The organism is Pseudomonas sp. P116 (assembly GCF_020149425.1).
Taxonomy (GTDB): Bacteria; Pseudomonadota; Gammaproteobacteria; order Pseudomonadales; family Pseudomonadaceae; genus Aquipseudomonas; species Aquipseudomonas anatoliensis.
In genome coordinates this window covers 435,004-452,678 of the sequence record NZ_JACVHB010000002.1, presented here as the reverse complement: position 1 = coordinate 452,678, position 17,675 = coordinate 435,004, and the positions used below count along the sequence as shown (strand labels likewise).

The following is a 17,675-nucleotide window of genomic DNA, read 5'->3' as shown; positions in this document are numbered from 1 at the left end:
TAGCCGCACGCAGCCGATTGTGGATTACTGCGTGCAGCCCATCACTGTATGCAAGCCATGAGCAACTGGATCAACCTCAGCCACGACCGCGACACCGGCATCGAAACCCTGCACGCGCATTTCGCCGGGCACGCGCACGCGTACGATCCGCACTGGCACGAAACCTACCTGATCGGCTTCACCGAGCAAGGCGTACAGCGCTTCAACAGCCGCAGAGCTCGGCATGACAGCACGCCGGGCAAGGTCTTCATGCTCGAACCGGGCGACATCCATGACGGCGATGCGCCGAGTCCTGAGGGTTTCACCTATCGCATGCTGTACCTGCAACCTTCGTGGCTGGAACAGGCGCTGGACGGTTTGCACCTGGGCAGTTACGGCAGCGGTTTGCCGGGCATTGGCAGCGTATTGAATGACGACCCGGAACTGGCTCGGGCAACGTTGTTTGCGTTCAACGCGCTGCATCAACAAGACGTGCAAATGGTCCGTGACGTGGCGCTGGACACGTTGCTCGAACGCCTGGCTTCGCATTTGTACAAGCGCCCGCAGGTATCCGCCGCCAACCGGGCACCGCTGATCGCCAGACAGGCCCGGGATTACCTCATGGCCTATCACGAACAAGACATCAGCCTGCACACCCTCGCGCAAGTCTGCGGCACCGACCGCTTCCGCCTGACCCGGGCGTTCAAGGCCGCTTATGGTTTGGCACCGCACGCCTGGCTGATTCAGCTGCGCCTCAGCCGTGGCCGCCAGATGCTCGCCGCCGGCGTGCAACCGGTGGACGTCGCCAGCAGACTTGGCTTCTCTGACCAAAGCCACCTCGGCCGCTGGTTCGTGCGCGCCTACGGCATCACCCCCGGCGCCTATCAACAGCGCGCCACAGGCATCATCCGCCGCTGAACAAACGTTCAAGACTGCCGCTCAGCCAATTGCCAAAGTAGGCCCTGACTTCCTAAAGGGCCATGCCATGCTTGCGTTCATCCTCTTCGCCTTCGTCGCCTCCATCACCCCGGGCCCGACCAACCTGATCGTCCTCAGCACCAGCGCCCGACGTGGCTGGCGACCGTGCCTGCCGATCATCCTCGGCGCCGGCATGGGCGCCGCTTCACTCGTATGGGTCGCGGGCGCCGGCGCCAGCACGCTGATGCTGCCCGGCGTACGCCCGATCATCAGCGGCCTCGGGTTGTGCTGGATGCTGTGGCTGGCGTGGCAGATTTTCAGTGCGCCGGTCACCGACATCGGCGCCGCTGCAGGGGAAGAAAAAGCCGAGATGGGCCTGATTGGCGCGGCGTTGTTGCAATGGGTCAACCCAAAATCGTGGTTCATGGCGATTGCCGTGATCAGTGTGTTCACCGCTCAGGGGCAGGGGCTGAATGCGCTGTGTCTGGTGTTCTTTCTGGTGTCGTTGCCGTGCCTCGCGATCTGGGCGTTGCTGGGGCGGGGCGCTGCGCGATGGCTTAGTAATCCGGCGCAGTTGCGCTGGATGAACCGGGGGCTGGCGGTGTTGCTGGTGGTCTCATCGGCCACCGCGGTCCTGCACAGCTGACGCTCAGGATAAGCGGGCCGGGCCAGGCCGATCATTGTCCATGCGGTACCGACAACGTCGCGCGCAGGCCGCCCTCAGCTCGATTGACCAACGTAATCCGTCCACCCAACCGCGTTGCGATGGTGTTGACGATGGCCAGCCCCAATCCCGCACCCTGAGGATTGCCACGGCTGTAGAAACGTTCGAACAATCGCTCTCGATCCTCCTCATCAATGCCTGGCCCTTGATCTTCGACACGCAAATGGCAGAAGCCGTTGTCCTCAGTCAGCGTGACGGTGATCACGCCGTGTTCCGGTGAGAAGTTGGCGGCATTGGTGATCAGGTTGTTCAGGGCGATATCGATGGCAGTGGCGCTGGCCATGACGTGGAACGGTTCGGCGCTGTCCTCGAAGGTCAGTTCCAGCTGTTTGCTCAGCAGCCACGGCGTCAGTTGCACGAGGCTGTTGCGCACGGTTTCGCTTAGGTCGATGCGTTGCAGCGGCGGCGGGTCGGATTTCGGTTCGAGGCGTGCCATGGTCAGCAACTGGTTGACCAGACGGCTGGTGCGGTCGACGCCGGAGATCAGAAATTCCAGGGATTCGCGGCGCTCCTGCTCGGTGCCGGCCTCCAGCAGGTTTTGCGCATGCACGCGCAGCACCGCCAGCGGGGTGCGCATTTCGTGGGCGGCGTCAGCGATGAAGCGGCGTTCGCGGCCGAGCACTTCCTGGATCTGCGCGAGCATGCGGTTAAGGGCTGCTTGCATCGGCTCCAGTTCGCTGGGGAGCGGCGTGAGCTGCAGTGGCTCCAGCGAACCACTGTGACGGGCGCGCAGGGTGGCGGCCATGTTCGCCAGTGGCTTGAGGCCCCAGCCGATGGCCAGCCAGATCATCGCCGCCAGAATCAGACTGCCGAGCATGTTCGGCCACAGGGTGTGCCGCACGATGCGGTCGACCAGATCGGTGCGCACATCATCGCGTTCGCCAACCCAGATGCGCAGGCCGTTCTGCTTGTCTTCCAGCATGAACGCCCGCCATTGCCGGCCTTTCAAATCCACCACGTCGCTGAAGCCCGGTCGGGTCGGCGGTGCGGTGAAGGAAGGCGCGCTAGCAGTGTGTACCAACACTTCACCTTTGGGGTTCCATACCTGAAAGGCGATCTTGCTTTCGTAAGGATGACCATCAACCCGTGGCTTGGCTTCGCCCAAGGCCTGATTGAACGCTTGATACAATTGCGCGTGCTCGGTACTCGCCATCGGCATGCGCATCACGCCTTGCAACAGACGCGCGTTCTGCGCCAGTTGAGCATCGTAGACTTCAGCGATTTCGTGGTTACTGTCATGCACGTTGAATGTGCTGAGCACTGCCAAGCCGGTCAGCAACAGGCCGATGATCAGCGTCAGCGTGCGGCGTCGGATTGAAGTCATCGGCGCTCCTCCACCAGATAACCCACACCACGGATGGTGCGGATCAGGTCGGTGGAGAATTTCTTGCGCAGGTGATGGATATGCACTTCCAGAGTGTTACTTTCCGCTTCCTCATTCCAGCCGTAGAGCAACTGGATCAGCTGATCGCGGGTCATCACCCGGCCCGGCGGCGAGAGCAATTCGTGCAGCAACTGATATTCCTTGGGTGTCAGCGCCACTGGTTGGCCCTGATAGCTGACCTGCTGGGTGCCGGGGTTGAGGCTGATGCCGGCGTGTTCGATCAGCGCCTGAGCGCGCCCCGCACTGCGCCGCAACAGAGCGCGCAAACGCGCCTTGAGTTCTGCCAGATCGAACGGTTTGACCAGATAATCGTCGGCCCCGGCATCGAGCCCGGCGATGCGGTCTTCGGTGGCATCGCGGGCGGTAAGAATCAGCACCGGCAGATTCGAACCGCTGTCGCGCAAACGGCGCAGCACTTCGATGCCGTCCATGCGCGGCAGACCAAGATCGAGTACCGCCAGGTCGAAAGTTTCACTGAGCAGTGCATGCAATGCGCTGGCGCCGTCCTTGAGCCAGTCGACGGTGTAACCCTCACGCCCCAGCGCCTGATGAATGCCTTCACCGAGCGCGACGTCATCCTCAATCAGTAATAAACGCACGCGCATTCCTTCAGTCGAGTTTCTTGTTGACGTCCACCAGCAGGGCGGCGATCTCTTTGCGACGCCCGGCGTCGGCGCTTTCCCGGCCTGGGCGCGGTGCGGCTTGCAGGGCTTTTTGCAGCGCTGCCTTGGCTTCAGCGTAGCGTTTTTCACGGTAGAGGTGATCACCCCAGAAGTACAGGCTGTCGATGCCGTTAGGGTTCAGTTGCAACGCCTGCTTGAGCAATTGCTCGGCCTTGTCGCTGTCACCAAAACCGATCGGCCAGCCTGGCACTCGGTCGTACAGCGCGGCGAGGCTGGTGTAGGCCGAGCCATTCAAGGCTTTGGGATCCAGGGTCAGGGATTTTTCCAGGTCAGCCTTGGCGTCCTTGGCTTTGCCCAAGGCGCCGAGCCCACCCTCGGCACCGGCCCAACTGCTGGTGACGATGCCCTTCCAGATCCACGCTTCGGCCACGGCGGGGCGTTGCGTGGTAAAGGCAGTCGCCTCGGTTGATAGCTGTTCGAAGGCGGCGGCGCGCTGTTTTTCCGCCACTTCATATTGGATATGCGCCCAGCTCTGCTGGATGCCAGTGAGGCGTTGTTGATCGGCGGCGTCCAGCGCCCAGACGGATTGGCTGAGGGCACCGAGCAGCAGGCAGGCGAAGGCTTTTTTCATGGTTTGAGGGTCTCGTTGTCGGTTTTTTCGCTGAAGCGTCGGATCAGCGGCAACTGCTTGCGCAGGCCACGATCCACCAGATGCGGCAGTAAATTGTTCAGGCGTACGAAGAACCGCTCCGGCCAGCCCAGATACAAATCGCGGCGATCGCCGGCGATTGCGTGCATCACCGCCGCCGCCACGGTTTGCGGATCATCGACGTTGGCCTTGAGTGCATCGTTCAAGGCTTGCGCGGCCGTGCTGTTCATCGACGTGCGGGTGGCACGCGGCGCGACGTAAAGAACGCTGACCCGCGTGTCAGCCAGCTCCCGGCGCAGCGCTTCGGAGAAACCGCGCAAGGCAAACTTGCTCGCGCAGTAACTGGCATAACCGGCATAGCCGATCGAGCCATAAGTGGAGCCAACATTGACCACCATGGCGCTGTCCGCCTGCTTGAGCAGCGGTAACAGCAGTTTCGTCAGGCAGATCGGCGCACTGACATTCACCGCCAGCATGGCGTTGATGTCGCTGTCATCGAGCTGTTCGAGCATGGCGAAGTGGTTGACCCCGGCCGCGTTGATCAGCAGGTTGATGCCGCCGATGGCTTCGGCGGCGACCAGCACTTTGTGCCGGTCGCTGAGGAAGGTCAGGTCGGCGCCGATCCAATACAGATTTTGCGGATAACGCTCAAGCAACGGCAGCAGCGCTTCCTGATGCCGGGCCACGGCCAGCACCCGCGCACCGGCGGCGCACAAGGCACTGGCGATGGCCATGCCGATACCGCCACTGGCGCCGGTCAGGACAACACGCGCTTCATGCAGCTGCATGTTGAGCCTGCACTTCACGCGGCAAGCCACGGAACATATCGGTGTACAGGCGATACACGACTTTCGAGGCGTGGATCACGGCGGCCTGGTCTTGCGCGTCCTCGAGCTGGTTCATCAGTCGGCGGTAGGTCTGCATGTGCTCGATGTCCAGCGAACCGTGAGAACTGAGGTAGCTGAACGCCGTTTCCGGCAACCCCAAACGCTCGCGAATGCTGCCCGCCGCGTGGGTGGCCAAGGCAATGCTGGTGCCCTCAAGCACATTGACCATGCCGAACAGCCCCACCGGATTGCCCCGGGCGATCAGGTCGTACAGGAAGCTGACCATCAACTCGATCGACAGCGACGGTTGACCATCACGCACCGCATCACGATCACCGCCACAGGCGGCAATGTCGTTGAGCACCCACTGTTCATGGCCGTATTCATCCTCGATGTACTCGCACACCGCTTTGCGCAACCACTCCAGGCGTGTCGGCAAACGCGCGCCGCAAGCCATCATCAACGGCACCGTGTGGCGCACGTGGTAATAGGCCTGGGCGAGAAATTCCCGATAGCTCTCAAGGCTGACCTTGCCTTGCAGCGCATCAACGATGATCGGCAGGTTGAACAGCTCGTGGCGTTCCCGTTGTGTGGCTTCTTGCAGGGTGTCGAAAAAACTCATGATGCGGATGCCTCGCAGATAACGGATTCGGTCAATTGGGCGTGGTACTGCGCGACGATGGCTTCGCGGCGCGGGCGGCCATTGGCGGTAAGCAGGCCATTGGCGGCGGTGAAGGGTTGGGATAGACGCGTCCAGCGGTGTACCTGGGCGTAATCGGGCAAAGCTTCGTTCGCTTCGGCGACGGCCGCAGCCAGATCAGCGTCGCTGCAATCGGCGCGATGCGGCCAGAGCAGGGCGTGGTTGTGCGGCATCGCTTCGCCGTAGACGAAGGCCTGGGCGATGCGGCGGCGCTGGGTCAGCTCCGACTCGACCCATTCCGGGTTGACGTTGCGCCCGAAACTGGTGACGAACTGATGCTTCTTGCGACCCTTGAGAAAGAGGAAACCTTCCGGGTCGAACTCACCCAGATCGCCGCTCGGCCACCATTCTTCGGCATACGGCGCATCCCCCAGGTAACCCAGCAGCGGCGAACCCTTGATCAGCACTTCGCCGTCTTCGGCCAGCCGCACTTCGACATGCGGCAGGGGCCTGCCGACGCTGCCTGGACGCCGGGCACCGGGGCGATTGAGGCACACCACCGATGCACATTCGGACAAGCCATAACCTTCGTAAACCGGCAGGCCGACACGTTGCGCACGGTGCAGCAGATCCTCGGAAACCCGCGCGCCGCCGACGGCGGCAAAACGCAGTTTTTGTGGATTGAAGGCTTTTTGTTCGGCGGCGCTGACCAGCATCAGCAACAGCTGCGGCACCAGAATCAGACTCTCCGGTGCACGGCTGGCCAGATAGCCCAGCAGACGCGGCACATCGACGCCGCAGGCGCCCTGAATGCCGAGGGTTTTCTGGCTCGGCAGGCTCAACATCTCACCGGCATACAGCGCCGCATAACAACCGAGGTTTTCCAGCAGAATCGCCAGCGGCAGCAGGGCCAGATGATGTTGTGGATCAGTCGGTTCACTGGCCTGATCCAGCTCACGGGCCACACGCAAAAAACTATCGGCACTCAAACACACGCCTTTCGGCGTGCCGGTGGTGCCGGAGGTAAACGTCAGTTTTGCGGTGCCGGCGGGCATGCGGCTCGGTCCACTGAATGTGCGGCACCAGAACTCGCCGTTCTTCACATAACCGGCGCCGAGCAACTCGGCCTCCAGCTCTGGCTCGGCAATCACCCGTTCAGCCTGACTCAGCTCCAGACAATGGGCGCGTTGCGCCGGGCTGAAAAACGGCGGCAGCGTCACACAGGTCAGGCCTTCGAACAGCACCGCCAAATCCCAGAGCATCGCGTCGACGCCGTTATCCAGCACCAGTGCGACCACTCGCACATGTTCATCGCGCAAACGCTCCTGGCGATACAGCACCTCGGCGTACAGGGTCGTGTAATCGATTTTCAGCGTATCGCCCCACAGCGCGACCGCGTTGTCATTGCGCCCGGCATGGCTGCGCAGGGTTTCCTGAAAGCGTTGCAGTTCAAGCGACATGGAAAGCTCCTTCAATCGAAGTCGGCAATCCCAGCCGGTTGAACAGTCCGATATTGCGCAAATGGATAAACCCGGCGCGGATGTTGCCGACGTGAACCCAAGGTTTGCTTTCGTAATAACTGCCCCAATGTTGACGCTCGTCACCCAGTCGCTCCGGGTCTGCGGCGCACAATGTCACTGGATTCAGGCCGAGACGATGGAAGCTGTTGACCAACCCGATATTGCCGGTGAACGTCACCCACTCCAGACCGCCCATGGCCAGTAAATAGGTGATGGCGATGATGCTCAGGCGCGCACTGCCGGTGTCGCTGGCGGCTAGGTTGCCGACTTCGACAATGCCGTTGCGCGTCACCGGGCGATCCGCCGCCGCGCTGATCAGTGGTTCGATCGGCTCATCCAGATAGCGCTCAAGAAACAGCGGCTCCAAATGGGCGCGACGTACACCGGCCACCGCGCACAGCTCACCTGCGGCGTTGTGCACGCCGAACAGCTCGGGCATGAAGTGGCGGATGTCGGCGCCGTGGGCCTTGCGAAAGCGTTGCTGAATGAACGCTTCGAACGCCGTTCGTTGTGCGTCGTCGGGCAAAGCATTCGTCAGCATCATCTGCGGCGCTTCGGTTTGGCCGAAGTGCAGGGGCAGGGGGATGTTCCAGTCGAAATCGGGCATGGGCAGAACGCCTCCCTCAAAGATTTGAGCGAAGTATCCAAGCCATTTCTTAACGAAGTCTGAAGGTGAAAAAAGGTTAATCCACGGGCCGATCTTCAGACTGTCTTAAGACTGACCGGGCAGGGTGACACCGTCGGTTCGCCCGGCCAAAGGAACGTGACCGTCGACCCCATCGACCGTCATCCACGACAATCACGAGGCGCATCTTATGACTCGCGACAACGCCGCAAGCCGTTATGGAAAACTCTCAATCACGATGCACTGGCTGATGCTGGTGCTGTTCGTCGGCGTCTACGCCTGCGTCGAAATCAAGGGCTACATGCCCAAGGGCAGCGAAGCGCGCGGCCTGCTGATGGGCTTTCACGGCCTGTTCGGCGCCAGCATCTTCGCCCTGGTATGGATCCGCCTGCTCGGTCGCCTGACCCCACGCCCACCGATCACCCCCAAACCCCCAGCGTGGCAAACCGGCCTCGCGCACCTCACGCACCTCGCCCTCTACGGCCTGATGATCGCCACCCCGATCCTCGCCTGGCTGATGCTCGCCGCCGGCGACAAACCGATCCCGTACTTCGGCTTCCACGTACCGGCCCCGGTCGCCATCGACCCGGACGTCGCCAAACGCCTGAAGTACTGGCATGAACTGATCGGTAGCACCGGCTACTGGCTGATCGGCCTGCATGCGGTGGCAGGGTTGTTTCACCATTACTGGGTGCGCGATAACACGCTGGTGCGGATGCTGCCGGGGCGCACAGGTTCCCGCTAACCCCCTGTAGGAGTGAGCCTGCTCGCGATAGCGCCTGTTCGGCCAGCATCGATGTTGACTGAACCACCGCGATCGCGAGCAGGCTCACTCCTACAGTTTTTTCAGCGTCTGGTAGAGCAAGGCAGTTGCCGGATCCGCACTTCGCGTCCACGCTTAGGCCTTGCCGACAAGGAGCGTCCGCCGACCCTCCGTCGCGAGCCCACGGAGCGTCTAGCATGAACGAAGACAACAAAGTGAAAGGCCCGGCGTCTTACTTCCCCTCCATCGAGAAAAAGTACGGCCAGCCCATCGACCACTGGCTGACCCTGCTCGCCGGCGTCAGCGACAAGAAACACATGGAACTGGTGGCGTGGCTCAAGGAAGAACACGGCATGGGCCACGGGCATGCCAATGCGTTGGTTGCGCATCATCTGGCCAGCGGTAAAAAGTGAGGGCAGGGCGCGATGAACTTCACTCACCGGCCCGTACTGGCCGAAGATGTCAAAACCGTCTGCAGTTTTCCGCAGGGCATTCAGGAACTGTTCTTCATGTTCCCGAAAGCAAACTACCCGCTGACGCAAGAACAACTGCACAGCGCAATCAGCCAGCGCTTCGATTCCACGGTTTTCGAAGATGATGGTGTAGTTGTCGGCTTCGCCAATTTCTACCGCGCCGAACACAACGGCATCTGCTGCATCGGCAACGTCATCGTCGCACCGAGCGCCCGCGGCCGAGGTGTGGCCCGTTACATCATCGAAACCATGACTGCACTGGGTTTCGAAAAGTACCTGGCCAACGAAGTGCAGTTGTCGTGCTTCAACGAAAATACCACCGGATTGCTTCTGTATCCGAAGCTCGGCTTCACCCCGTTCGCCATTGAAGAGCGCCCCGCACCTGATGGCGGCCGAACAGCCCTGATCCAGATGACACGCCACAAATCCTGAGCAACCCACAACTCCTGTGGGAGCTGGCTTGCCAGCGATAACGCCAGCCCAGCCAACATCAGTCCAAAGCCAGGCACTACCCCTGTAGGAGTGAGCCTGCTCGCGAAGATGTCAGACCAGCCACCAAAAATCCCAAACCAACCACAAAACCTTGTGGGAGCTGGCTTGCCAGCGATGGCGCCAGCTCTGTCACTACCTGAATCCCAGACCAAAATAAACAGACAATTCCGACACTGTTTAAACGAAGCCCCAAGTAACCACCAAAGCCCTACAACGTCTTGCGCCATCGGCTACGACTAAGCCAGAATCCGCCGGCTTGTGCGTCTAGGTCGCGGGTTCTATCGTTTGTCGGTCGCTGAAAAACAGTGATCGGGTTTGGTAGCCCTGAGTTTTCGTAGATTGCATAAGCATCATGATTCACAGTGTCTGTTCGACAAGGCTTTATGGTGGTCATGCACAGGGCGTCTTCGGGCGCGCCGGTTTTCTACGTCCCGGTCTACCAACCTGCGCATGGCCGCCACCCTCGTTTGGTAGCGAGAGTGATGGCTCCCTTTTTTGACGTAGGAGCTTCATCCATGTTCAAACCAACACCCAACCCGCCAGAAACCGACCCCACATCCCCCTACGAATCCCCCGATTCCAGGAAATTTCACGAAGCCGCCGAACGCGCCCTCGACCACTACCTCAAGCCTGCCGACCAAATCATGGCCAGCACCAACGAGCCTGACCGCATGTACTTCGCCAACCCGAAGTACGACACCGAATCGCTGCTAGCCAACGCCAGCGAAACCCTCGGTTCGGCCAGCGAAATGCTCAACAACTTCGCCGCCATGCTGGACATCTCCCACCGCAAAACTGCGCTGGGAATCGCGCAGGTCGTAATGCTCGGCGAACTGGCCGTAAACCAAGCGCTGGACAACGTCGTAATCACGAAATAACCCTCCACCAAGACGAGGGGAAACCCTCGTCACATCACACTGCCTCAACCGCGCTGGCACACGGCCACGCCTTGCGCCCCCAAGCCTCGGCTGTCACCCTTCGGGCCGTTCTCAAGGATCAGAGCAAGGAATCAAGGATTGAGCGGCTACGTCCCCAACCCCCCGAAAAACTATCGCTACGAAGAAGCCAAACCCGTCGATATCCACGCCCAGCGCTGGGCTGAATACGAAAAACACGGGAAAGAACCCGCACCCGAGCCTGAGAAAATCGGCATCGCGCTGCGGATTGGCGTGTTCTTTGATGGCACTGGAAATAATGCGAACAACACGGCAGCTGGGTTGCTGTGTGGTGCGCAGCATCCGATTGCGCCGAAGGATATTCCTGCGAGTTGTCAGCCTTATATGGGGGACCCAGACAGCAGCTATGGCGCCGACGCAACCAATATAAAAAAACTCGCCGACCTGTATTACGAATCCCCCATTGCCGAAGGCGAGGGCTCGATAAAACAGGTGTCCCGCCCTTTATATATCGAAGGCATCGGCACCCTGGCGAATGAAAAAGATAGCGTGGTCGGCCAAGGTACGGGACGCGGAGAGACGGGAGTCGCCGGGCGCGTTCAGACGTCATTTACCTTTATCAAGCAAGTTGTTGAAGACGCCCTTCAAGAAAATCCAAACAGTGAAATAGCCTCCATCACCTTTGACACCTTTGGGTTTAGTCGAGGGGCAGCAGCGGCTCGCCATTTTTCAAATGAAATTGTGAGAGGCAAGCAGGGACCTTTAAGGGATTTACTGACCACTTACGCTAACAATTTCAGTCGTACCTTCAACGAGCAGTACGGAAGTAGCATTAACATGGGCTTTATCGGGCTGTTCGATACAGTGCCCTCGATCGCTGGCTTCATCAATTTTGGTCGAGTTAAGAGTCCCATCGCCCCAGGTATCCGGCTTTACCTTGATCGGCGCTTCTTCCGCGACGTCGTCCACTTGGTTGCCCGCGATGAATGCCGGGCAAACTTCGCTCTCAGTCGAGTAAAACCCGACTATCCGGAATACACATGTCCCGGCGTCCACTCGGATATCGGCGGAAGCTACCTCGACGAAACTGAAGAGTGCGTGTTGGTCAGCCCAATGCAAGCGCTTGATGTGTGGATCAATACTGATGTCACAACCACCTCAATTTATCGGGACGCAGCCAGAGTAAAAAGCCAATGGGTAGCCAAAGGGTGGCCGGCTCATTTATTGGAAGTCGTTACACCTGAGGCATTCGACTTACCAACCGATTTGCAAGACAGGCTGGGGCCTAAGCAAAAACGCGTTTACGCCGGGCTGCAACTCAAGCGTCCGGTCAGTGGAAAGCTTTCAACGGTTTATCTCAGGGTGATGTATCAACTGGCGAAGGAAAAGGGTGTTCCTTTTACTGACATACCAAAGCGAAGCGAGTATGCCGTGCCGCAAGAGCTGCAAGGCATGTGTGACAAATTCCTCGCCGGCGACTTCAGCACTACTCCAGAAGAAGAGCAGTTGCTGAAATTGAAATACATCCACACCTCTGCCAATTGGAATCATCCACTAGGTCGAAGGGATGGTAGCGGTCTGGAGGCTGTTTACATCAACGCACCTACCGAGGATCGCATTCGCGTACAACATCCTCACGTAGCTGACTGGAAACTCTGGTAATGAAAATAGCTGTAGCCCTTCTGGGCGTTTTACTCCTCACGGGCTGTCAGGTTACAAACGCCAACCCGGGTGAAAGCGACCCCAAATACCCTTGGTGGGAACTGGCGTTCATCAAGCCTAATTTCATGAATGTGTGGGTTGAAGACAGCTCGGTGGAAGACATCAATGGCAAAACCTTCTTGCGTGCGGGAGGAGGTAATGCGAGTGGTGCCGAACCTAATGACGAGAAAGAGTCCGCCCGTGGATGGATCGGCGTTGGCGGTACCGGGAAACCAGTGATTGGTGCGGGTCTACCAAAGCGTATTTTCGTACGTTGGCAATCCATACCAGAGCAAAAAACCTACCGGGCTTGGGTCGATATCCCAGAAGAAGCAAGACAGGTGATGGAGACATCCAAACACCAACGCTGCCCCGAGACACCTCAGAAAACGGCACGGTTCATGGCATCGGTCTACTTAGGACTTGCCCCAGGTGGGGTCGTACAGGTGTGGGTAAGAGATTTATGCCGGCGCCCGGTTAAAGTCGCCCGTGCCCAAGCTGAGTTGGAGCCATTAGGACCGGAGCAGGGTAAAAACGGCGGGCAGTATGCCTACCCTGTGAGTGAAAAAGCTAAGCGCTATATCGAGAAGTACGGCATTCCGTTCGGGAGTTGGTAACCCATCACCGATGAAACGACTCATAATTTTGCTTTTTGTACTGGCAGTTGCTGGTTGTCAGTCAAGCGATCCGCTATCAGCAAAAAACGACCCCAAATCCCCATGGTGGGAACTCGGCTTTACCGAGCCTCGCTATATGAAAGTCTGGGTTGAGGACACCTCCGTCGAAGACATCAAAGGAAATACGCTCCTACGCACTGGCGGCGGATCCGCCTCGGGCGGGCAGCCAGAAGACGGAACAGAATCTGCGCGAGGCTGGCACGGCTTGGGCAGCTCCGCCAAAGCGGTGGTGGGCGCTGATCTCCCCAAACGTATCTTCGTTCGCTGGCAATCCATCGTAGAGCCTCAGACCTATCGAGTTTGGATAGATATACCCGAGGAGGCCAGGCAGTTGATGCTGACTTCGGTTAACCAACGCTGCCCCAAATATCCGGAGCAAACAGCTACCTATATCTCTTCGGTTTATCTGGGCTTGGCACCCGGTGGCGTCGTTCAGGTCTGGGTAAGAGACTCCTGTCACCATCCGATCGAAGTGGCGAAGGCTCAGGCAGAAATCGAACCCTTAGGGCCAAGTCAGGGGAAAACCCAAGGGCGATACGCTTATCCGGTCAGTGAAAAATCCAAGCGTTATATCGAGAAATTCGGCATCCCTTACGGAAGTTGGTAAGCGGTAAACCAATGAAGCTACGCATCACGCTGCTATGCATATTGTTTCTGGCAGGTTGCCAATCCGCAGATCCGCTATCAGGCAAAACCGATCCCAAATCCGAGTCTTGGGAACTCGCGTTTACCGAGCCTCATTACATGAAGGTGCCATCGCCCGATCAAAGTGGCAAAGGCCCAAGCTGAAATCGAACCGTTAGGCCCTGGTCAGGGCAAGAACCAAGGGCGTTACGCATACCCGGTCAGTGAAAAGTCCAAGCGTTATATCGAGAAGTTCGGCATCCCTTACGGAAGTTGGTAAGCGGAGGACCAATACAGCTAAGCATCACGCTGCCATGCACATTGTTCTTGGCCGGATGCCAATCTTCAGATCCGCTATCAGGCAAAACCGATGCCGATTGCCCTCGTCCCCGAAAAGCCGCTTCTCGCCGATGGCTACAGCCCAGGAGACTGATCCATTTTTCAAGATCCGTTTTTTAAGAACTATGAAAATAAATCCGTCCCTGAAAACATCTGCTCAAGCCTGGCTGATATCCAGCAATCGAGGCATGGCAATCGCCAGATAATCTTTCGTATCGAGCACCATCGACGCATCCAGCCGCCCCGCGTTGAAGGCTATTTCAGCGTAGCGTGTGGTCAAGGCCGGATCGACGATCAATTGAATCCGCTCATCGAAAACAAAAGGAGGGATGGCGCCGATCCGGCACCCGGTCAGTTCCATGGCGGTTTCGGCCTTCACCAGTTCGGCTTTTTTCCCGCCCAGGGCCGCTCCGACTTTCTTCATGTCCAGCTTCTGGTCGCCCGGCAGTATCACCAGTGCATAGGGTTCGGCCTGACCCTTGAGGGAGCAAAGCATGGCCTTCGCGCCTTGGCCGGGCTCGGTGCCACGGATTTCGGCGACGCGCGCCGACTGGCCCTCGGCATCGTGCATCAACACCCGGTAGGAGGCTGAGCGGGCATCGAGTAGTGCCACGAGGCGATCGAACATGGGATGCATGTAGTTTTCCTCTGGTTTACAGGAACAGGTCGTAGGACAGTTTGCTGATCAGAATCACCAGCAACACCAGGAACAGAGCCCGGACAAAGGGCACGCCTTTATGAACCGCCAGCCAGGTGCCGGTGAGCGCGCCCAGGATGTTGAATGCCGCCATGGGGATTGCGATCAGGTAGAGCACGTTACCCGTCGGAATGAAGAACATCAGTGCCGCTACGTTGGTCGCGATGTTCACTAGCTTGGCCGATGCCGAGGCATGAAGAAAGTCGAAGGCGAAGCAGCGGATAAACAGGAAGATCAGGAAGCTGCCAGTGCCAGGACCGAACAGACCATCGTAGAAACCGATGGCACCGCCGATGACGATCGCCAGCAGTTTTTCCTTGGTACCGATGTGCATGGGTTTGTGCAGGGTACCGAAATCCTTTTTCCAGAAGGTGTAGATCGCCATCAATACAATCAACACCAGCACCGCCGGCCGGATCATCGACTGGGGTACGAACGACACCGTGGCGGCTCCGAAGAAGGCCATGACAAAAGCCGCGCAGGCGGCGGGGATCACAAGACCCCAGTCGATCACCACCTTGCGCACGAAGGACCGGGCCGCGAATGCGGTGCCGCAGGCGGCCGCGACCTTATTGGTACCCAGCAGCGCCGCGGGTTGAGCGGTGGGCAGCACGTTGAACAGCGCGGGAATCTGGATCAGTCCGCCGCCGCCCACCGCCGCATCGATCAGGCCGGCGGCGAAGGCGAACACGCAAAGGATGACAATATCGACCATGAATCAGGCTCTGACTATAAAGGGTTGATGAGGGTCCAGCGGCATCACGCGTGCCGGATCATTGACCCCGAAGACGCGCAACATCCAGCGATCACGGCCGTCGTAGCGGGGTGTAAAACCATCCCGGGCATGCAGGGTTTGCTGGTTCTTGAAGATCAGCATGTCGCCTGGTTGCAGCAGTATGTGGTGCACGACATCGGGATGATTGGCGGCGGCGGCGAACAGTTGGAGGGCAAACTGCGCACTGGCGCAGGTCGTTTCGACACTCGCTTTGTTGTAGCGGCAATACAGGCCATCGGTTGCGCATCTGTACAGCAAGGGGACGTTTTCCAGCACATTGCCCTGTTTGCCGAAGGAGGCCGGTCGGCGAACGGTGAATTTCGGCCGTGCCAATTCTTCTTCGACCCAGGCCGGCAGAATGGCCAGCACCTCGTCAATGGCGACGATGCGCGTCGGTACGTCGAGCTCGCAGCGCAGGCCGGTCAGGGACAGGTACTCCGGACAGGCCGACAACTGCGAGACGGGTTCGCAGGTCAAAGGCAGGTGAGGGTTATCGACATGCATGTCCAGATCCGCGCGCGAGCCATAGGAGCTCTTTTCGGTCTCTCGCTTTTGCTTGGGCGAAACGTGACGGAACACGGTATCGCTGCTTTCACCCTCGTACGCCAGCGGACGGGTTTGCAGCGTTTGCAGCACGGACAAAATAGCTCCGGCCAGAGTCGACAAGTTCTCGATACCCGGCTCCAGGTCATAGGGCGTGGCGGGCAGTTGCGGGTCCAGCGGCAGCCCCCTGACGATCATCGCCACTTCACGGGACTGTGGAAAATTGCGTAGCTGCTGGATTTTCTCGGCGCACAGGACACTTTCCAGCAACTGCCCCAGGACCGGCATGTGGCGGATACCCGAGGCGCTATCGGTCACGTCCAGCGATGCCAGACCGGCCTGAAGTGTATGTTGTTCTTCGAGCGACAGATGAATTTGCGGTATCTCCCGTCGGATCGAAGTCACTGATTTCTTTTCCAGCCATTCATGAATGACTTCATCAACACAAGCTGCGGCTTTCCCGATTTCTTTATCCAGCTTCGACACGTCCGTGCGCTCCTGTTTGCCCAATCCTTGTGGGTTGAACGGGAAGGTTAACGGAAGGGACTTTTTTGTGTTGCAATGCCGCGTTGTGAAAAATGCAATGAGGTGGAGAGTGGCACTGAATATGTTGGGGGAACTTGAAGCCTTCGCGACCGTGGCTCGCAAGCGCAGCTTCGTCGCCGCGGCACGGACTCTGGGGCGCTCCCCTAGCGCACTGACCCGCGCCGTTCAAGCCCTGGAGGAAAGTGTCGGGCTCAAGTTGTTCAATCGCTCGTCCAATGCCGTGAGCTTGACCGAAGCGGGTGAATGCTTATTGCCTCACGCGTACAAAATGCTCGATCTGCAACGTGAGGTGGATGAAGACCTGGCCGGTCTCAGCGGCCTGGCCTCCGGCTGGATCCGTTTTTCCGCCCCCGAGTATCTCGCAAACGGGGTATTGCCCCGGTTGATCGCGCAATACTGCGAGCGTTATCCAGACGTAAACATCGATGTGATTTTCACCGATGAGATCATCGATCCGGCCAAGAGCAAGCTGGACTTCTCGATTCGCGGCGCGTTTCCACAATCCAGCGAATTGATCGGCTTTGCGCTCTGGAGTTACTCACGTTATCTGTATGCCAGCCCCGACTACCTGGAGCGCAACGGCATGCCCGACTCCATCGAAGCACTGGAGTCGCACTCGCTGATCCTGCATACGGCGCCACGGATTCTCAAGGAGTGGAATTTTCGCAGTGAGGAGCAAGCCATCAGCTTTCGGGTTCACCCCAAATTTCGTTTCAGCTCCGGCCTTGCGGTATTCCAGGCAGCCCTGGCAGGCGTCGGGATCGCCCGCTTGGCGGACTGGATGGCGGAGACCGAAGTGGAAGCAGGGCGCCTGTGCCGGGTTTGTCCGGAGTACAAACTCACCTCCAGCAGCGGCGAGAGCCCACAGATGCACGCGGTATACCCGGCCGGAAATTTGCCACTGCGGGTGAAGGCATTGATGGAAATGATCCGTGGCTTGGGTGAAAGCCTCGAATGTAAACGCGGGTGAGCACTGATAAGAGGTTAGGGGGCGTTCAGTCCTGTCCGCTCACTATCGAGAGCAAGCTGGGTTTTGATGTTTACCGGACGACGTCATGAGTGCTTGGCCGATTGTGGCCTGTTACGAATGGCTGTAATCCGCCAAAAGCGTTCTATTGAACGTCACCATCACGCAACGAGTTTTTTTGCTAATCAAAGCTGCGCCATCAGGAATTTGGTTTGCCACGAACGTTGATGCTTACAGGATTTCTAAGGAGCTTTGAAGCGTCGACCATTTAGGTCACTATACTTTCAACAATG

General features: G+C 58.9%; 20 protein-coding genes. 10 read left to right on the top strand and 10 right to left on the bottom strand.

Annotated elements, in window-relative coordinates; genetic code table 11:
* Positions 1-57 precede the first annotated feature (57 nt).
* Both ICA15_RS08445 and ICA15_RS08440 read left to right on the top strand, forming a co-directional pair.
* The gene (locus ICA15_RS08445) at positions 58-897 is read left to right on the top strand and encodes an AraC family transcriptional regulator (protein ID WP_210552985.1); all 840 of its coding nucleotides are present in this window, start codon (positions 58-60) and stop codon (positions 895-897) included.
* 67 nt (positions 898-964) lie between these two features.
* A complete protein-coding gene (locus ICA15_RS08440) occupies positions 965-1,543 on the top strand; it encodes a LysE family translocator (protein ID WP_210552984.1) in 579 nt (192 codons plus the stop codon).
* Positions 1,544-1,574: 31 nt separating this feature from the next.
* On the opposite strand, the gene ICA15_RS08435 is transcribed toward ICA15_RS08440, so the two are convergent.
* Genes ICA15_RS08435 through ICA15_RS08405 form a run of 7 tightly spaced genes read right to left on the bottom strand, consistent with a single transcriptional unit; the run spans position 1,575 to position 7,871 of the window.
* Positions 1,575-2,945 carry an ATP-binding protein gene (locus tag ICA15_RS08435; protein WP_210552983.1) on the bottom strand — a complete coding sequence of 457 codons (1,371 nt, stop codon included), beginning with the start codon at positions 2,943-2,945 and terminating at the stop codon, positions 1,575-1,577.
* Positions 2,942-3,604: a response regulator gene (locus ICA15_RS08430; RefSeq protein WP_150602839.1), complete on the bottom strand. Its 663-nt coding sequence runs from the start codon at positions 3,602-3,604 to the stop codon at positions 2,942-2,944. The genes ICA15_RS08435 and ICA15_RS08430 overlap by 4 nt, the downstream gene beginning before the upstream one ends.
* A 10-nt stretch (positions 3,605-3,614) precedes the next feature.
* The gene (locus tag ICA15_RS08425) at positions 3,615-4,259 is read right to left on the bottom strand and encodes a tetratricopeptide repeat protein (RefSeq protein ID WP_210552982.1); all 645 of its coding nucleotides are present in this window, start codon (positions 4,257-4,259) and stop codon (positions 3,615-3,617) included.
* Positions 4,256-5,065 (bottom strand): SDR family oxidoreductase, encoded by an 810-nt coding sequence (locus tag ICA15_RS08420; RefSeq protein WP_210552981.1) that lies wholly within the window; start codon positions 5,063-5,065, stop codon positions 4,256-4,258. Before ICA15_RS08420 ends, ICA15_RS08425 begins: the two co-directional genes overlap by 4 nt.
* A complete protein-coding gene (locus ICA15_RS08415; RefSeq protein ID WP_210552980.1) occupies positions 5,052-5,726 on the bottom strand; it encodes a TenA family transcriptional regulator in 675 nt (224 codons plus the stop codon). Before ICA15_RS08415 ends, ICA15_RS08420 begins: the two co-directional genes overlap by 14 nt.
* Positions 5,723-7,204 (bottom strand): AMP-binding protein, encoded by a 1,482-nt coding sequence (locus tag ICA15_RS08410; RefSeq protein ID WP_210552979.1) that lies wholly within the window; start codon positions 7,202-7,204, stop codon positions 5,723-5,725. The genes ICA15_RS08415 and ICA15_RS08410 overlap by 4 nt, the downstream gene beginning before the upstream one ends.
* Entirely contained in the window at positions 7,194-7,871 is a 678-nt protein-coding gene (locus tag ICA15_RS08405) for a thermostable hemolysin (protein WP_150615325.1), read from the bottom strand. Before ICA15_RS08405 ends, ICA15_RS08410 begins: the two co-directional genes overlap by 11 nt.
* A gap of 208 nt (positions 7,872-8,079) precedes the next feature.
* Between ICA15_RS08405 and ICA15_RS08400 the strand changes: the two genes are divergently transcribed.
* The 7 genes from ICA15_RS08400 (at position 8,080) to ICA15_RS08370 (ending at position 13,498) form a co-directional block, all read left to right on the top strand.
* Positions 8,080-8,634 carry a cytochrome b gene (locus ICA15_RS08400; RefSeq protein ID WP_210552978.1) on the top strand — a complete coding sequence of 185 codons (555 nt, stop codon included), beginning with the start codon at positions 8,080-8,082 and terminating at the stop codon, positions 8,632-8,634.
* Positions 8,635-8,849: 215 nt separating this feature from the next.
* Positions 8,850-9,065 (top strand): DUF4287 domain-containing protein, encoded by a 216-nt coding sequence (locus ICA15_RS08395; protein ID WP_210552977.1) that lies wholly within the window; start codon positions 8,850-8,852, stop codon positions 9,063-9,065.
* Between the two features lie 12 nt (positions 9,066-9,077).
* Positions 9,078-9,557 carry a GNAT family N-acetyltransferase gene (locus tag ICA15_RS08390; protein WP_210552976.1) on the top strand — a complete coding sequence of 160 codons (480 nt, stop codon included), beginning with the start codon at positions 9,078-9,080 and terminating at the stop codon, positions 9,555-9,557.
* Between the two features lie 575 nt (positions 9,558-10,132).
* On the top strand, positions 10,133-10,495 hold the full coding sequence (locus ICA15_RS08385; protein ID WP_042559596.1) for a DUF6124 family protein: 363 nt from the start codon (positions 10,133-10,135) through the stop codon (positions 10,493-10,495).
* A gap of 138 nt (positions 10,496-10,633) precedes the next feature.
* On the top strand, positions 10,634-12,175 hold the full coding sequence (locus tag ICA15_RS08380; protein ID WP_210552975.1) for a T6SS phospholipase effector Tle1-like catalytic domain-containing protein: 1,542 nt from the start codon (positions 10,634-10,636) through the stop codon (positions 12,173-12,175).
* Positions 12,175-12,831 carry a DUF2931 family protein gene (locus tag ICA15_RS08375; RefSeq protein WP_210552974.1) on the top strand — a complete coding sequence of 219 codons (657 nt, stop codon included), beginning with the start codon at positions 12,175-12,177 and terminating at the stop codon, positions 12,829-12,831. Before ICA15_RS08380 ends, ICA15_RS08375 begins: the two co-directional genes overlap by 1 nt.
* A gap of 10 nt (positions 12,832-12,841) precedes the next feature.
* Entirely contained in the window at positions 12,842-13,498 is a 657-nt protein-coding gene (locus tag ICA15_RS08370) for a DUF2931 family protein (RefSeq protein WP_210552973.1), read from the top strand.
* Positions 13,499-14,011: 513 nt separating this feature from the next.
* Here the strand turns inward: ICA15_RS08370 and ICA15_RS08360 are convergent.
* From ICA15_RS08360 to ICA15_RS08350, 3 genes are read right to left on the bottom strand one after another with little or no spacing between them, the layout of a single operon-like run.
* On the bottom strand, positions 14,012-14,491 hold the full coding sequence (locus ICA15_RS08360; RefSeq protein ID WP_150602826.1) for a YbaK/prolyl-tRNA synthetase associated domain-containing protein: 480 nt from the start codon (positions 14,489-14,491) through the stop codon (positions 14,012-14,014).
* Positions 14,492-14,507: 16 nt separating this feature from the next.
* Positions 14,508-15,266 carry a sulfite exporter TauE/SafE family protein gene (locus ICA15_RS08355; protein WP_210552972.1) on the bottom strand — a complete coding sequence of 253 codons (759 nt, stop codon included), beginning with the start codon at positions 15,264-15,266 and terminating at the stop codon, positions 14,508-14,510.
* 3 nt (positions 15,267-15,269) lie between these two features.
* On the bottom strand, positions 15,270-16,355 hold the full coding sequence (locus ICA15_RS08350; RefSeq protein ID WP_210552971.1) for a TauD/TfdA family dioxygenase: 1,086 nt from the start codon (positions 16,353-16,355) through the stop codon (positions 15,270-15,272).
* Positions 16,356-16,464: 109 nt separating this feature from the next.
* On the opposite strand from ICA15_RS08350, the gene ICA15_RS08345 reads away from it, so the two are divergent.
* Positions 16,465-17,385 carry a LysR family transcriptional regulator gene (locus ICA15_RS08345; protein ID WP_210552970.1) on the top strand — a complete coding sequence of 307 codons (921 nt, stop codon included), beginning with the start codon at positions 16,465-16,467 and terminating at the stop codon, positions 17,383-17,385.
* Positions 17,386-17,675: the final 290 nt, after the last annotated feature.

Bases quoted from the DNA above. Each gene is read 5' to 3' on its own strand.
- ICA15_RS08400 (WP_210552978.1), top strand. From the start codon at position 8,080: ATGACTCGCGACAACGCCGCAAGCCGTTATGGAAAACTCTCAATCACG.
- ICA15_RS08385 (WP_042559596.1), top strand. From the start codon at position 10,133: ATGTTCAAACCAACACCCAACCCGCCAGAAACCGACCCCACATCCCCC.
- ICA15_RS08410 (WP_210552979.1), bottom strand. From the start codon at position 7,204: ATGTCGCTTGAACTGCAACGCTTTCAGGAAACCCTGCGCAGCCATGCC.
- ICA15_RS08425 (WP_210552982.1), bottom strand. From the start codon at position 4,259: ATGAAAAAAGCCTTCGCCTGCCTGCTGCTCGGTGCCCTCAGCCAATCC.
- ICA15_RS08435 (WP_210552983.1), bottom strand. From the start codon at position 2,945: ATGACTTCAATCCGACGCCGCACGCTGACGCTGATCATCGGCCTGTTG.
- ICA15_RS08440 (WP_210552984.1), top strand. From the start codon at position 965: ATGCTTGCGTTCATCCTCTTCGCCTTCGTCGCCTCCATCACCCCGGGC.
- ICA15_RS08360 (WP_150602826.1), bottom strand. From the start codon at position 14,491: ATGCATCCCATGTTCGATCGCCTCGTGGCACTACTCGATGCCCGCTCA.
- ICA15_RS08445 (WP_210552985.1), top strand. From the start codon at position 58: ATGAGCAACTGGATCAACCTCAGCCACGACCGCGACACCGGCATCGAA.
- ICA15_RS08405 (WP_150615325.1), bottom strand. From the start codon at position 7,871: ATGCCCGATTTCGACTGGAACATCCCCCTGCCCCTGCACTTCGGCCAA.
- ICA15_RS08415 (WP_210552980.1), bottom strand. From the start codon at position 5,726: ATGAGTTTTTTCGACACCCTGCAAGAAGCCACACAACGGGAACGCCAC.
- ICA15_RS08390 (WP_210552976.1), top strand. From the start codon at position 9,078: ATGAACTTCACTCACCGGCCCGTACTGGCCGAAGATGTCAAAACCGTC.
- ICA15_RS08375 (WP_210552974.1), top strand. From the start codon at position 12,175: ATGAAAATAGCTGTAGCCCTTCTGGGCGTTTTACTCCTCACGGGCTGT.
- ICA15_RS08370 (WP_210552973.1), top strand. From the start codon at position 12,842: ATGAAACGACTCATAATTTTGCTTTTTGTACTGGCAGTTGCTGGTTGT.
- ICA15_RS08420 (WP_210552981.1), bottom strand. From the start codon at position 5,065: ATGCAGCTGCATGAAGCGCGTGTTGTCCTGACCGGCGCCAGTGGCGGT.
- ICA15_RS08395 (WP_210552977.1), top strand. From the start codon at position 8,850: ATGAACGAAGACAACAAAGTGAAAGGCCCGGCGTCTTACTTCCCCTCC.
- ICA15_RS08355 (WP_210552972.1), bottom strand. From the start codon at position 15,266: ATGGTCGATATTGTCATCCTTTGCGTGTTCGCCTTCGCCGCCGGCCTG.